This window comes from Amycolatopsis orientalis (assembly GCF_000943515.2).
Classification (GTDB): domain Bacteria; phylum Actinomycetota; class Actinomycetes; order Mycobacteriales; family Pseudonocardiaceae; genus Amycolatopsis; species Amycolatopsis orientalis.
This window is the reverse complement of sequence record NZ_CP016174.1, coordinates 8,131,307-8,146,534: the sequence shown is the minus strand read 5'-3', so window position 1 is coordinate 8,146,534 and position 15,228 is coordinate 8,131,307. Positions and strand designations below refer to the sequence as shown.

At 66.9% G+C, this 15,228-nt stretch carries 9 protein-coding genes; 7 read left to right on the top strand and 2 right to left on the bottom strand.

Features of this window, described 5'->3' with window-relative positions; translation table 11 throughout:
* Window positions 1-93: 93 nt before the first annotated feature.
* Entirely contained in the window at window positions 94-1,569 is a 1,476-nt protein-coding gene (locus tag SD37_RS35245; protein ID WP_044854734.1) for a PucR family transcriptional regulator, read from the top strand.
* Here the strand turns inward: SD37_RS35245 and SD37_RS35240 are convergent.
* A complete protein-coding gene (locus SD37_RS35240; protein ID WP_044854735.1) occupies window positions 1,550-2,287 on the bottom strand; it encodes a cache domain-containing protein in 738 nt (245 codons plus the stop codon). The genes SD37_RS35245 and SD37_RS35240 overlap by 20 nt on opposite strands.
* A gap of 32 nt (window positions 2,288-2,319) precedes the next feature.
* Window positions 2,320-3,063, bottom strand: coding sequence for a FadR/GntR family transcriptional regulator (locus SD37_RS35235; RefSeq protein ID WP_044854736.1), 744 nt, complete (start codon window positions 3,061-3,063; stop codon window positions 2,320-2,322).
* A gap of 164 nt (window positions 3,064-3,227) precedes the next feature.
* Here SD37_RS35235 and SD37_RS35230 point away from each other — a divergent pair, with 164 nt between their 5' ends.
* The 6 genes from SD37_RS35230 (at window position 3,228) to SD37_RS35205 (ending at window position 15,035) form a co-directional block, all read left to right on the top strand.
* Window positions 3,228-4,649 carry a gamma-aminobutyraldehyde dehydrogenase gene (locus SD37_RS35230; protein ID WP_044854737.1) on the top strand — a complete coding sequence of 474 codons (1,422 nt, stop codon included), beginning with the start codon at window positions 3,228-3,230 and terminating at the stop codon, window positions 4,647-4,649.
* The gene (locus SD37_RS35225; protein WP_236725194.1) at window positions 4,646-5,764 is read left to right on the top strand and encodes an ABC transporter ATP-binding protein; all 1,119 of its coding nucleotides are present in this window, start codon (window positions 4,646-4,648) and stop codon (window positions 5,762-5,764) included. The genes SD37_RS35230 and SD37_RS35225 overlap by 4 nt, the downstream gene beginning before the upstream one ends.
* Window positions 5,765-5,791: 27 nt before the next feature.
* Window positions 5,792-6,997, top strand: a complete 1,206-nt coding sequence (locus tag SD37_RS35220; protein WP_044854738.1) for an ABC transporter substrate-binding protein — start codon at window positions 5,792-5,794, stop codon at window positions 6,995-6,997.
* 133 nt (window positions 6,998-7,130) lie between these two features.
* On the top strand, window positions 7,131-8,015 hold the full coding sequence (locus SD37_RS35215) for an ABC transporter permease (protein WP_044854783.1): 885 nt from the start codon (window positions 7,131-7,133) through the stop codon (window positions 8,013-8,015).
* Window positions 8,016-8,024: 9 nt separating this feature from the next.
* Complete coding sequence (locus SD37_RS35210) at window positions 8,025-8,831, top strand: ABC transporter permease (RefSeq protein ID WP_044854739.1); 807 nt, start codon at window positions 8,025-8,027, stop codon at window positions 8,829-8,831.
* 132 nt (window positions 8,832-8,963) lie between these two features.
* Window positions 8,964-15,035 carry a polymorphic toxin-type HINT domain-containing protein gene (locus SD37_RS35205; RefSeq protein WP_052675073.1) on the top strand — a complete coding sequence of 2,024 codons (6,072 nt, stop codon included), beginning with the start codon at window positions 8,964-8,966 and terminating at the stop codon, window positions 15,033-15,035.
* Window positions 15,036-15,228 lie beyond the last annotated feature (193 nt).

Below are 15,228 nucleotides of genomic sequence, written 5' to 3'. Positions count from 1 at the left end.
ACGCGAGGGACGGGGTCGCCCTCCAGGATGGGAGTCGCGCCGGTGCGCGTCAGCTCGACATCTTGTCGATATCGGGGCGTAGAGTTGGACAACATGGCACTGACGCTCCGCGCCCTCGCGGCCGAACGCCCGCTCGGGCTGCGCGTGCGGGCGGCCGAGAGCGGGCTCGACCGGCCGATCGGCTGGGTCCACCCCACCGAACTGACCGATCCGCAGGCCTTCCTCGAAGGCGGCGAACTCCTGCTGACCACCGGCCTCGCCCTCGATGAGACCACGTCACCCGCCTACCTCCGGCGACTCGTCGACGCCGGGGTGGCGGGGCTCGGGTTCGGCGTCGGGCTCAGCCACGAGACCATCCCGCGGTCCTTGGTGGAGACCGCGGAGGAGGTCGGGCTCCCGGTGCTCGAAGTGCCGAGGAAGACACCGTTCATCGCGATCACGCGCGCGGTCTCGCGAGCGGTCGCCGCCGACGAGTACGCCTCGCTCGTGCGCACCGGCAAGGGACAGCAGGAACTGACCAGGACCGCCGTCGGCAAGGGTGGTCCCGGCGGCGTGGTGCGCAAACTCGCGAAGCTGGTCGACGGCTGGGTGCTCCTGCTCGATTCGGCGGGCGCGGTCACCGAAGCCTCGCCCGCGTCGGCCCGGCATTTCGCCGACGAAATGCGTGAAGATCTCGTACGGCTGCGCGCGGGCACGTTGGTGACGGTGGCGGGGGAGGACGAGGTCGTCCTGCAAACGCTCGACACCCGCGCCCGCGGCGTGCTCGCCGTCGGCACCCGTGAGCCGTTGGACGCTGCGGGGCAGCACATCGTCAACACCGCGGTGTCGCTGCTTTCCCTTGCGCTGGAACAGAACCGGGAACACAGCGGTGCGCTGCGGCGGCTGAGGTCGGGGCTGTGCGAGCTGCTCGCCGCCGGCCACACCGAACTCGCCACTCGCACGATGAAGACGCTCTGGGGTGGGGTCCCGGAAGGGCCGTGGCCGGTCCTGGCCGTCACCGGTCCCGCGGGCGCGCGCCGGTCACTCGCCGACGCGCTCGACGCCGAAGTCGCCGGAGAGAAGGTCTTCTTCGGTGAATCCGGGGCGTTCGTGCTCGCGCTCGGCGAAGTGGAGGCGGTTCTCCGGCTGGTGTCGAGGATCGGCGGTCTGCACGCGGGTCTCGCCGAACCGGTGTCCACAGTGGATTTCCCGGCGGGGCTCCGTCAGGCGAAGCAGGCGGCGGAAGCGGCGAAGGCCGAGCGAACCGAGTTGGTCCGGTTCGCGGAGCACGCCGGACGAGGCTTCTTGGAACTGGTCGATTGCCAAGCGGCGCAAGCCTTCGCGGACAGTCTGCTGGCGCCTCTGCGGCACCACGACGAAACCGGCCGAGGCGAACTCGTGGCTTCGCTGAGGTGCTGGCTCGAACACCACGGTCACTGGGATCTGGCGTCGGCGCGGCTCGGCGTGCACCGGCACACTCTGCGCAACCGCATGCGCAAGGTCGCCGACCTGACCGGCCGGGACCTCGATTCCCCCGGCGTACGTGCCGAATTCTGGCTCGCGCTGCAGGTCAGCCCCCAGCGGACCTGACCAAGGCGATCGGTGAGTCCCCGCAGCGCCGGAGGTGGATGCCGTTCTCGGTCGTGACCGGTTCCGCGCCGGAGGACCACCAGGCCGGGACGTCGACGTCGCGCACCAGCGACCCGGTCGCCTGGCGCGCGTTGTTCGACACGATCACCCGGCCCTGGGCGTTGACCAGCGCCGCGCGGCCGCCGAGCGCGCGTAGTTTCGGCTGCAGCAGGCGCTCGACCTCGCGTACGTAGATGTCCGCGCCGACGACACCCGCGAACGTCCCGCTTCGCTGGACCGGGACGGTGAACGTCAGCGTGTACTCGTCGGTGCAGAGGTAATCGACGTACGGGCCGTTGATGTGGCGGCGTCCGGTGTCGCGCGGGACGGTGAACCACGACTGGCGGGTGTAGTCGAGGAAGTTCTCGCTGTCCGGATCGAGGCTGATGACCAATCGCGCGGGTTCGGCGTCGCCGGTTTCGGTCCACCACTCGAAGCCGAATTCCTGGTCGGCCAGCGCGTTCGGCGCGCTGATGAACCCGGCGCCGACGACCAGGCCGCCGAGAACGTCGAAGACCTGCGGCCGGAGCCGGGTCAGGTCGTCGGCGAGGGCATCGGAGGATCCGGCCAGCAGCCCTTCGGCCGCGGCCAGAACCGGCTTCAGTCGGCCGAAGACGTCCTCGACCAGGGCGGATACCTGGTCGACGACCTCGGAAGCGGCGGACGGTGTGTCGTTCACGATGCTCACCTCGGATGCGCGGATGCCGCAGCTTAAGGGCCCAGAAGGTCTAAATGCACGTCCGCCAGCCGGTCTATCGCTTCGAGGATGTGCTCCTCGGTGAGTTTCCTGGCCAGCTCGCCGTCGGCCTGCGCGATGGCGGCGGTGATCGCGCGGTGTTCGGCGTAGGCGTGCTCGCGGGTGCCGTGCGGTTCGAGCGGCAGCCACAGCAGCCCGCCCCGTTCGCTCTGCAACTGCACTTCCTCCCTCGTCAGTCGCGGCGACTGGGCGGCCGCCGCGACTTCGAGGTGGAACTGGCGCTCGGCGCGGGACGCCTCCGCGCCTGTCGCGGTGCGGATGTCCTCGGTCGCCAGTTCGAGCCGCTCGATGTCCTCGGGCGAACTCCGCTCGGCGGCGAGTTTGGCCGCGGCGCCGGCGATGGCCAGATAGTGGTCGCCGACGTCACGCAGATCCGACAGCGAAACCGTGCGAAGGCGTTCTCGCCACGAAGCGGCCGAAGGATTCACCGGGGTCTTCACGAAGCTTCCGCCGCCCCGGCCGCGACGGGTTTCGACGAGGCCCTGCTGCCGTAGGGCGACAAGCGCTTCGCGAACGGTCACCGTCGAGACGCCGAACTGGGCGGCCAGCTCGGCTTCGCTCGGCAGCTGTTCGGAGTCGGCCAGCAGTCCGAGCGTGATGGCGTCGACCAGCCGCGCGGTGACCGCTTCGGCCCGGCCGATCTGGTCGAGCGGCGCGAACATCGCTGACCGCGCGCTGTGCGACAACCCCTTACGCATGGTGGCCCTTCGCCCGTACCGCTACCCGATGGAACCAATCTTGCCCCATCGTCTTGTCATCTAACCTATGGAGTTATATGTTTTAGCCGTCCCGCCGCCCCACAAGGGAGCAAGGGACCTTTGCTATCGCCTCACGCCCCCAGGCCCAGTAGCCAGGAGCCCTCGTGCAGCAGTTGAAGCACTTCATCGGCGGTGAGTACACCGGATCCGCGTCGGGCCAGGTCTCCGACATCGTCGATCCCGTCACCGGCCGCCCGTATTGCACCGCCGCCGTCGCCGGCGCCGAAGACGTCGATCGCGCGCTCAAGGCCGCGGCCGCCGCCTTCGAGCACTGGCGCGAGACCACGCCCGCGCAGCGCCAGCTCGCGCTGCTGAAGATCGCCGACGCCGTCGAAGCGCGCGCGGAGGGCCTCGTGCTCGTCGAATCCGCGAACACCGGGAAGCCGATCGCGCTCACCGCGGCCGAAGAACTGCCGATGATCGTCGACCAGTTGCGGTTCTTCGCGGGCGCCGCGCGTGTCCTGGAAGGACGGTCGGCAGGCGAATACATGGAAGGACATACCTCTTTCGTCCGCCGAGAACCGATCGGCGTGTGCGCGCAGGTTACGCCGTGGAACTACCCGCTCCTCATGGCGGTCTGGAAGATCGCGCCCGCCCTCGCGGCCGGGAACACCGTGGTGCTCAAACCGGCCGACACCACCCCCGCGTCCACCTTGCTCCTGGCCGAGATCTGCGCCGAGTTCCTGCCGCCCGGCGTGCTCAACGTCGTCTGCGGCGACCGCGATACCGGCCGGGCGCTCGTCGAGCACGAGATCCCCGCGATGGTGTCCATCACCGGCTCCGTCCGCGCGGGGATCGAGGTCGCCGCTTCGGCGGCGAAGGACGTGAAACGCGTACACCTCGAACTCGGCGGGAAGGCGCCCGTACTGGTCTTCGCCGACGCCGACATCGAAGCGGCCGCGGAGGGAATCGCCGCCGCGGGCTACTTCAACGCGGGTCAGGACTGCACCGCGGCGACCCGGGTCCTGGTCGCCGACGAGGTCCACGACGCGTTCGTCGCGGCGCTCGCCAGGCAGGCGCGGGCGACCACCACCGGCAACCCCGACGACACTTCGGTCAGTTACGGACCGCTCAACAACGCCGCTCAGCTGGCCAGGGTCGCCGGTTTCGTCGACCGGCTGCCCACGCACGCGACAGTCCACTGTGGAGGGAAAAGGCATGGGGACGAGGGTTACTTCTTCGAACCGACGGTGATCTCCGGCGTCCGCCAGGACGACGAGATCAGCCAGACGGAGGTCTTCGGTCCGGTCATCACCGTGCAGCGCTTCGGCTCCGAAGCGGAAGCACTCGCGGCGGCCAACGGCGTCGACTACGCGCTCGCGTCGTCGGTGTGGACCACCGACCACCAGCGGGCGATGCGGCTGGCCGGAAAGCTCGACTTCGGCTGCGTCTGGATCAACACGCATATCCCGCTGGTCGCCGAAATGCCGCACGGCGGCTTCAAGAAGTCCGGCTACGGCAAGGACCTCTCGCTCTACGGCCTCGAGGACTACACCCGCGTCAAGCACGTGATGAGCGCGCTGTGACGACCACCGAAAGGCACGCCATGCCGCATCGAGCACCCATCGCCCCCGCCGAGGGGGAGCAAGGGACCTTTGCTATCACTTCGGCCGAGGACGGGGTTCCCGCGATCCGGCTGCGCGGGCTCCGCAAGGAGTTCGGCCAGGTCAACGCGGTCGACGGCGTCGATCTCGACATCCCGCCCGGCGAATTCTTCTCGATGCTCGGCCCCTCCGGCTCCGGCAAGACGACCGTGCTCCGCATGATCGCGGGCTTCGAACTGCCGACGGCGGGCACGATCGAACTGCACGGCCGCGACGTCAGCCGCCTCGCGCCCTTCGACCGCGACGTCAACACCGTCTTCCAGGACTACGCGCTCTTCCCGCATATGACCGTGCGGCAGAACGTCGAGTACGGCCTTCGGGTGAAACGTGTCCCCCGCGCGGAGCGCCGCCAACGCGCGAAGGAGGCCCTCGGCACCGTCAGGCTCGGTGAGTTCGGCGAGCGCAAACCCGACCAGCTCTCCGGCGGCCAGCGCCAGCGCGTCGCGCTCGCCAGAGCACTGGTCAACCGGCCGAAGGTGCTCCTGCTCGACGAGCCGCTCGGCGCGCTCGACCTGAAACTGCGCCACACCATGCAGACCGAGCTCAAGCAGATCCAGCGCGACGTCGGCATCACCTTCATCTTCGTCACCCACGACCAGGACGAGGCGCTGACGATGAGCGACCGCATCGCGGTGTTCAACGCCGGCCGCATCGAGCAGGTCGGCTCGCCGGTCGAGGTTTACGAACGGCCCGCGTCGGCGTTCGTCGCCGGATTCGTCGGCACCTCGAACCTGCTCAGCGGCGGCGGCGCCGAGAACATCATCGGCGAATCCGGCGTCTTCAGCATCCGCCCCGAGAAGATCCGCATCGACGCCGATCTCTCGAAATCGGCGGAGGACGGCGAAACCAGCGCCACCGGCACTGTCACCGACACCGTCTACGCGGGCGCGACCGTGCGCTACGAGGTCACGCTCGACGCCGGCGGCCAGCTCTCCGTGGTCCGGCAGAACACCGCCGAGCCCGCGGACTTCGAGGGCGGCCGCGTCCGCCTGAGCTGGCGGCACGAACACAGCTTCCGCGTCCCCGAAGCCGGCTAGCCCTCCCCAGCACCGAAAGGTTGTTCAATGAAGAACAGGAAACTCGCGCTCGCCGGGCTGCTCGGCGCCGGCCTGCTCGTGGCCGCCTGTGGCACCTCCGGATCCAGCTCGACCGCCGCGGCCCCCGGCGGTCAGGGCTTCACCCCGCCGAAGCTCGACGCGCTCGCGCAGCTCGGCCAGCCGGAAGGCCAGGTCAACGTCCTGGCCTGGCCCGGCTACGCGGAGAACGGCTCGAACGACCCGGCCGTCGACTGGGTGACCGGCTTCGAGAAGGAGACAGGCTGCAAGGTCAACGTCAAGGCGTTCGGCACCTCCGACGAGGCCGTGAGCCTGATGAAGACCGGACAGTACGACGTCATCTCCGCCTCCGGTGACGCCTCCCTGCGGCTCATCGCGTCCGGCGACGTCGAACCGGTGAACACCGCGCTCGTCCCGAACTACGCCGACGTCTTCGACTTCCTCAAGAACCGTCCCTGGAACAGTGTCAACAACGTGTCCTACGGCGTGCCGCACGGCTGGGGCGCGAACCTGCTCACCTGGCGGACCGACAAGGTGACCCCGGCGCCGACCTCGTGGTCGGTGATGTTCGACGCGAACAGCCCGTACAAGGGCAAGATCTCCGCCTACGACTCGCCGATCTACATCGCCGACGCCGCGCTGTACCTGCAGACGCACAAGCCCGAACTCGGTATCAAGAACCCGTACGCCTTGGACGACAAGCAGTTCCAGGCCGCGGTCGACCTGCTCAAGCAGCAGCGGCCGATGGTGGGGGAGTACTGGTCGGACTATCTGAAGGAGAGCCAGGCGCTCAAGAGCGGCGACTCCGTCGTCGGGACCGCCTGGCAGGTCACGGTTAACTTGACCAAGAGCGAAGGCGCACCGGTCGAATCCGTGCTGCCGTCCGAAGGCGCGACGGGCTGGTCGGACACCTGGATGGTGTCGGCGAAGTCGCCGCACAAGACGTGCTCCTACAAGTGGCTGAACCACATCGTCAGCCCGAAGGCGAACGCGCAGGTGGCCGAGTACTTCGGCGAGTCGCCCTCGAACCCCAAGGCGTGCGCGGAAACCAAGAACAAGGCGCACTGCGAGACCTTCCACGCCGGTGACGCCGCCTACGCCGCGAAGATCGCCTACTGGACGACGCCGATCGCGCAGTGCCTCGACGGCCGCACCGACGTCAAGTGCAAGGACTACGGCGAGTGGACGCGCGCCTGGACCGAGATCAAGGGCTGAGCCTCCCGAACTCCGGGAGCGGACGATGGTGCCCCCCAACTTCGTCCGCTCCCGGTCCCATCCCAAGCCCGGACCCCGCCCCACCACCACCCTCAACGGACAGGCTTCGCCTGACTGTCTGGAACTGTGGAAGATGACGACCACCCTCGATTCGCCGACGCGGAAAGCCTCCGCCTTCCTGTACCGCAAACCCAAGCTACGCCTGGGAATCCTGCTCTCCGCGCCGATGCTGTGGCTCGGCCTCGCCTACCTCGGCGCGCTGGCCGCGCTGTTCGTGACCGCGTTCTGGCACACCGACGTCTTCACCGGTCAGGTCGTCACCGAATGGTCGCTGGACAACTTCACCACGCTGTTCAGTGACGCGGTGTACCGCACCATCACCCTCCGGACGGTCGGGATCGCCGCGCTGGTCACGGTGATCACCGCGGTCCTCGCCTTCCCGATGGCGTTCTACATGGCGAAATTCGCGTCCCCCAGGGCGCGGCGCCTGCTGGTGATCGCGGTGATGACCCCGCTGTGGGCGAGCTACCTGGTGAAGGCGTACGCGTGGCGGACCATGTTGTCCGGCAACGGTGTCCTGCACTGGCTGCTCGACCCCTTCGGCCTCGACACCCCTGGCTACGGCGTTCTCGCGACCGTGATCACGCTGTCGTACCTGTGGCTGCCGTACATGATCTTGCCGATCTACGCGGGCTTGGAACGGCTGCCCGATTCCCTGGTGGACGCCTCCGGCGACCTCGGCGCCCGGCCGTTCAGGACGTTCCGCTCGGTGGTGCTGCCGGTGACCTTCCCGGCCGTCGTCGCCGGCTCGATCTTCACGTTTTCGTTGTCGCTGGGCGACTACATCGCGGTGAAGATCGTCGGTGGCACTTCACAGATGCTCGGCAACGTCGTCTACGACAACATCGGCGCGGCCAACAACCTGCCGTTCGCGGCCACCGTCGCGACCGTGCCCGTGGTGATCATGCTCGCCTACCTCGCCGCCGTGCGCCGCACGGGCGCGCTGGACAACCTGTAGGAGCGCGCGATGCGGCTTTCCCGGACGACCAAATACCTGCTGCTGGCGGCACTCGTGCTCGGGCTCGCGGTCATCTACTTCCCGCTGCTGGTGGTCCTGCTCAATTCCTTCAACGCGGACACCACATTCGGCTGGCCGCCGTCGAGCTTCACCCTCGAATGGTGGGGACGGGCCGCGGAGAACGAAGGCGCGTTGAACGCGCTGTGGACGAGTGTCCAAGCAGGACTCGCGGCCACCGCGATCGCCCTGGTCCTCGGCACGATGGCGGCGTTCGCGCTGCAGAAGTACCGCTTCTTCGGCCGTAACCAGGTGTCCCTGCTGATCATCCTGCCGATCGCGCTGCCCGGCATCGTCACCGGTATCGCGCTGAACAACGCCTTCCGCACGATCCTCGGCATCGACCTCGGCCTCTTCACCGCGATCGTCGCGCACGCGACCTTCTGCATCGTGGTGGTGTTCAACAACGTCGTCGCACGCCTGCGGCGGATGGGCGGGAACCTCGAAGAAGCGTCGATGGACCTCGGCGCCGACGGCCTCACGACGTTCCGCCTCGTGACCTTCCCGATGCTGCGCTCGGCCCTGCTCGCCGGTGGCCTACTGGCCTTCGCGCTGTCGTTCGACGAAATCATCGTCACGACGTTCACCCTCGGGACCGGGCTGGAGACCCTGCCGATCTGGATCCTGAACAACCTGTTCCGGCCGAACCAGGCACCGATCGTCAACGTCGTGGCCGCGGTGCTGATCCTGGCTTCGACGGTGCCGGTCTACCTGGCGCAACGGCTTTCCGGCGACACGACTTCGGGCGGACGGCTGTAAGGCAACGCCGGTGCGACCCTTTGAGGGCCGCACCGGCGTTTTCACTCAGTACCGACGGTCTTCGATCGCTCCCGTCGATCCGTTGTAGGTGATGTAGCCGTACTGGAAGTCACTGCGCTTACCGGTCGGGATGTGGGTGCCGGCTTCGTCTCAGGTAACTGGCCCGCCAAGCCCGGCAACGACCACGGGTACTTCGCCGGAGCGATCGACGAGGTCGCCGTCTACACCAAACCCTTGGGTGACAACGCGGTCCGCGAACAGTTCCAGGCGGCACAGCCGTCCGAGGGGCTCAGCAAGATCACGCTGCCCAGCGGCAAGATCGCCGCTGAGGTGGAATACGACACGGTCAGCGAGCGGGTCAAGAGCTACACCGACCGCAACGGCGGGACCTGGCGGCTCGGCGTACCGGTGATCACCGGTGAAGAGAACAACCTGATCCGCACCGTCCAGTTCTCCGATCCGGGAAACCGTAACCACACGTTCGACTACGACCCGGTTCGAGGCCGGATCCTGCGGACGGTCACTCCGCTGGGCCTCGGCGTCCGTCCGGAAGACCAGCCCGGTCAGCCCGGCGGGGAAGTCGGCTACGGGATCCGGACCTACGACTACGACGACGAAGGCAACCAGAACACCATCGTGTCCGAGAACCTCAACGAGGTCACGCTCGGATTCGATCAGCGGGGCAACGTGATCAGCAAGCGGACGTGCCTGCTCCCCGGCCGCTGCCACACCGAATACTTCGGCTACCACTTCAGCCCGGACAACCCGCTCGATCCGCGTAACGACAAGGTCGTCTGGAGCCGTGACGGAAGGTCCACGAACGCCGAGGACAACCGTTACCTGACAACGTACCTTTACAACGCCAAGGGTGACCTCGTCAGCCAGAAGATGCCCGATGGTGGTGAGGTCGTCCATCGCTACACCACGGGCACCGAGCAGTCGCTCGACAACGTCGCTGTCCCGGTACCGGCCGATCTGCTGCTGTCGACACTCAGCGCGACGGGTGAGAACACGAACTACCGGTACTACAGCACCGGTGATCTCGGTGAGATCCAGCAAGAGTCCGGAATGCGGACCCGGTTCGTCTACGACGCCGCCGGACGGCGGACCTCTTCCACGATCTACGTGGACGCGTTCCCCGACGGCATCACGACAACCTACGAATACGACGCGCTTTCGCGAGTTAAGGCCGAAACAGGGCCCGAGACCACGAACGCCGTCACCGGTGCCAAACATCGTGCCCGGACGGTCACGTCCTATGACAAGGACGGGAACATCGAACGGGAAGAGGTTTCGGACCTCGTCGGTGGCGACCCCAGCCGGGTCACCATCCGCGGGTACGACGATCACGGCCGTCTCGTGCGCGTCGTCAACCCCGAAGGCAAGGAGACGAGTTACGGCTTCGACGTCTTCGGCAACCGGATGTTCGAAATCGACGCGAGCGGTGTGAAGAAGTCCTACGCCTACACGGCCCGCAATGAAGTCGCCGAGGTCCGGCTGCACGGCTGGCACGGTGGTGTGGTCGACCCGGCCGACGGCGACGGCCGTCCCGGCGACGGGGAAGGGGACACCGATCCCGGGAACTCGAAGCCGACTGTGCTCGAGTCCTTCCGGTACGACGAGTCCGGGCGGCAGATCCTGCACGTCGACGCGATGGGCCGGGCGACGCGGAACAACTACTACGCCAACGACCTGGTCGCACAGGTCGTGGCGGAGGGCTACCGCGATCCGGTCACCGGAAACCTGCGCGATCTCCTGCTGGAGAACAACAGCTACGACGGCGCGGGGAACCTGGTCAAGCAGACCACGGCGGGCAACCGGACCACGACCTACGACTACGACACGGTCAACAGGCTCACGCAGTCCATCGAGGACGCGGGCGGACTCGATCGCAGCACGAGGTTCGCCTACGACCGCAGCGGCAATGTGATCCGCACCGAGAAGTCCGGCGATCCCTCGAATACCGGCGGTGGACAGGTGAACACCGCCGAGATCACCGAGTTCGAGTACAACGCCTCCGGTCAGCGCATCAAGCAGACCGTCCACAATGGTCAGGAACGCTTGATCACCACCTGGGCCTACGACGAGCGCGGCATGCCGGTGTCGGTCACCGATCCCCGGGGAAACCCGTCTTCGTCCCAGTACGCCACGACAATGGAGTACGACCAGCTGGCCAGGCCCATCCGGGCCACCGGCCCGCGAGTCCGCGTGGAGTCGAACGGTGGCGCGCCGGCGGACGTGCAAGCGACCATGATCACCGGTTACGACACGTTCGGTTCGGTCACGCACACGAAGGACCCGCTCGGCCGGGTCACCACCGCGGCGTACGACAAGCTCGGGCAGCTCGTGAAGGCGAGCCTTCCGTCCTACACGCCGCCCGGCGCCACGACGCCGATCACCCCGACCAAGGAGATCCGGTACGACGCCATGGGCCGGGTGATCAAGCAGATCGACGCCCGGCAGCATGCCACCGAGATGCGATACGACCAGCTGGGCAGGCTGCTGGAACGGCACGATCCGCAGGACTCCGGCACAGCCGCCGGTGTCTCGAAGTACTCGTACACGTTGACAGGCCTGCCCCTGTCCGCCACCTCTCCGACCGGCGCCCGGGTAGAAGCGACGTATGACGAGCTGGGCCGCAAGGTCACCTCGACGTCGGTCGAGCGGTTCCCGCAACCGGCCGCTTACACCACGAAGTACCGGTACGACGACGCGGGCAACGTCGTGTCGATCGAGAACCCGGCGGGCGAGACGACCAGGAACACCTACGACAAGCTGAACCAGCTGACCACCACGGTCGACCCGGCGGGGGTCGCCACCAAACGGGGGTATGACCGGCAAGGTCGGCTGGTCCGGGCCAGCGACGGCGCGGGTGCCACGAAACGGCTCAACTACGACCTCGCCGGGCGCGTGGTCGCCGAGTTCGACGTCGACGGCCTGTGGACGGGCTCGCAGCCGGTGTTGCGGGAGCGCAAGTTCACCTACGACCCGGCCGGCAACATGCGGACGTCGGAGGACTGGGAGAAGCGCGTCACCACGTTCACCTATGACGCGGCGAACCGCCTGTCCAGCCAGGTCGAGCCGGTCGCGGACGGCAAGACGATCACGACGTCCTTCGGCTACGACGCCGCGGGGAACCGCACCCGGTTCACCGACGGGCGGTCGAACAAGACCGTCTTCACCTACAACACCCTGAATCTGCCGGAATCGGTGATCGAGCCGTCCACCGCGGCCCATCCCGCGACCGCGGATCGAACCTGGACACAGTCCTATGACGCGACGGGCAACGCGACCCGGCTGACCGCGCCGGGGAACGTCAACCGCGACCGGACGTTCGACGCGTTGAACAGGATGCTCACCGAAACCGGGACCGGTGCAGAGACGGCCACGGTTTCGAAGTCGCGTACCTACGACGCCGACGGCCGACTGCGAGTGGCGGGGAGCAACGCGTACACCTACAACGACCGCGGTGGGTTGCTGACCGCGACCGGGAGTTCCGGCGCGGCGTCCTTCGAGTACGACAACGCCGGGCGCGTCATCACCCGGACGGACGCGGCCGGGACCGCCCGATACGGCTACCTCAAGGGACGGCTGGATTCCGTCACCGACGGCGCGACCGGCGGCCAGTTGACCTATCGCTACAACGAGGCGGGGAAGGTCAAAACCGTCGACTACGGCGGCGGCCGGGTCAGGAACTACGACTACGACGAACTCGCACGACCGAAGTCCGATGTCCTGAAGGAGGCGAGCGGGACGGTTCTCTCGTCCATCGCCTACACCTACGACCCGAACGACCGGGTCAAGACGAAGACCACCGCCGGACTGGCCGGAGCCGGTCAGAACAGCTACTCGTACGACTTCCAGGGACGCATGCTCTCCTGGACCGACCCGTCGGGTAAATCGACCGAGTACGGCTGGGACGACTCGGGCAACCGCGTCAAAGCGGGTGAGAAGACCGCTACCTACGACGAGCGGAACCGGGTTCTCGCCGACGGCGACTACACCTACGCGTACTCGCCACGAGGCTCACTGAGCTCGCGCACGTCCTCCGGGATGGAAGAAAAGTACTCATTCGACGCCTTCGACCGGCTGATCAAGTTCGGCTCGGCCGAATACACCTACGACGACTTCGATCGCCTCGCGACCCGAGGTGGCCAGCAGTTCTCGTACTCGGGAATGGAACGAGACGCTGTCAGCGACGGTGTCTCACGCTTCGGCCGCGGTCCCGACGGTTCCTTGCTGTCACTCTCGCAGGGATCCGACTCCCGGCTCACGCTTTCCGACCGGCACGGTGACGTCGTCGGCGCACTGGCACCCGCATCGGGTGGTGTTGTCGATTCGACGGCATATGACCCGTACGGCAAACGGATCGCGTCGACCGGAGCTTCGCGGTCGGTCGGTTTCCAGGGTGACTGGACGGATCCCGACAACGGGAACGTCAACATGGGGGCGCGGTGGTACCAGCCGGGTTCCGGCACTTTCGCCTCCCGCGACAGCATCGACTTGCCGTTCTCGCCGTCGATCAGTGCCAACAGATACTCCTACGTCCTCGGCTCGCCGCTGAACTTCTTCGACCCGGACGGTCACGGATGGTTCAGCGACCTGTGGGACAAGGCGGGCGGCATCGTGCACACCGCGCTGGACGTGGCGGGCATGATCCCCGGCGTCGGTGAGATCGCCGACTTGGCCAACGCCGCGATCTACGCGGCGGAGGGAGACTGGGAGAACGCGGCATGGTCCGCCGCGGGCGCCATCCCGTTCGGTGGCAACGCCGCGACCGCCGCGAAGTGGGCGCGGAAGGCGGGCGACTTCATCGGCGGCAGCCGCCGGGCCGGCCGGTACGCCGACGACGCCATCGACCTCGGCCGTCGTTATGGCGACGATGTCGCAGGTGCGGCCCGCCGAACCGCTGGTGACGCCGCCGCTTCCGCCGCCCGCAAGGCTTCGGCCGTCGCGGCTGCGCGTAAGGCGGCTGCCGCCGCAGCAGCCGCGGCAGCACGGCGCGCCGCGGCGATCCTGGCGAAGAAGAAGGCCGTCGCGGCCGCTGCCAGGGGCGCCGCGGAGAAGACGGCGAAACGGAATCCGATCCCGACGTTGAAGGCGGCGTTGAAGCCGGTCTTCAAGGGGACTGATCTGGTGTCGTCGTCGCCGTTGATGCCTGCCCGGATCGTGCAGTCGTTCAAGGCGAACGTGCAGGACGCCGGCCGAGTGACCGACTTCTTCAAGAAGCAGGTGGTCGGGGACGGGAACGTCATCCAGAACGTCGCCGAGACGGTGACGACGGTGTCGGAGATCGCGCAATCCGGTGCCACCCCTGATGACGCTCTCGATCTGGTCAGCAGCTTGGCCGGGCGCAACAAGGGACGGGGCAAGCATCACGACGAGTCGTCGAGCGGTCCGGATACGAGCTGTGTACGTAAGAACAGTTTCGATCCGAACACGCTGGTTGTGATGGGCGACGGGTCTCGTAAGCCGATCAAGGATGTCAAGGTCGGGGACAAGGTCCTGGCGAAGGATCCGACGACGGGGCGTACCGCGGTTCGGGTGGTGACGGATACCCGTTCGCACGCGAGCAAGCGGACTCTTGTCGAGGTCGGTGTCGCGAATGGCGCTGATCGTGGGTCTGTGGTGGCGACGGATGAGCATCCGTTCTGGGTGGAGTCGGAGAAGCGGTGGTCGAACGCCGTTGATCTGAAGGCCGGTCATCGGCTGGAGACCGGTGACCACCGGGATGCGACGGTCACGGGGACGCGGTCGTGGTCGGAGGTGCGGCGGGTCTACAACCTGACCGTCGACACCGACCACACGTACTTCGTTGTCGCAGGTCAGACGCCGGTTCTCACCCACAACTGCGATGACTCCACTTATCTTTATCGGACGTCGCCGATCGAAAGAGGGCGATCTGAGTTGGACCATGGCTTGGATGAGGCACACTTCCCTCGTAACGCAGACCGTGGAGATGACGGCGCTGCGCACTTTGGCAACGAGAAGGTTGCGACCGAATGGGCTCGTGGCTCTGAGGATACGCACGGCGTTGGGTTCAAGGTCAAGGTGCCGACCGCGTGGCTTCAGGAAAATATCAACAAGGGTATGATCGATGAATGGAACGGCTTAACTGAGCAGCATGTAGAATATGTGGTCTACAAGGAGCTCTTCGAAGAGCTAAACGCGCACCCGAGGTTTCCGTGGAACGGCAGAAGATGAGTAAGTTATTTCCTCGCCTGGAGCGATGGCAGATTGTTATGGGTGTGGTTGTCGAACAGAGGCCGTACGGATTGCGGGTCCGGGTTCCCTCTGGAGAGATTGGGGTTGTGGACCGAATTTTGATCAGCGATTTGCCTATAAAGCAGCCTGAGTGGCCTGCTGTGGGCACCGAGCTGCAGGTTGTATCAGGTGG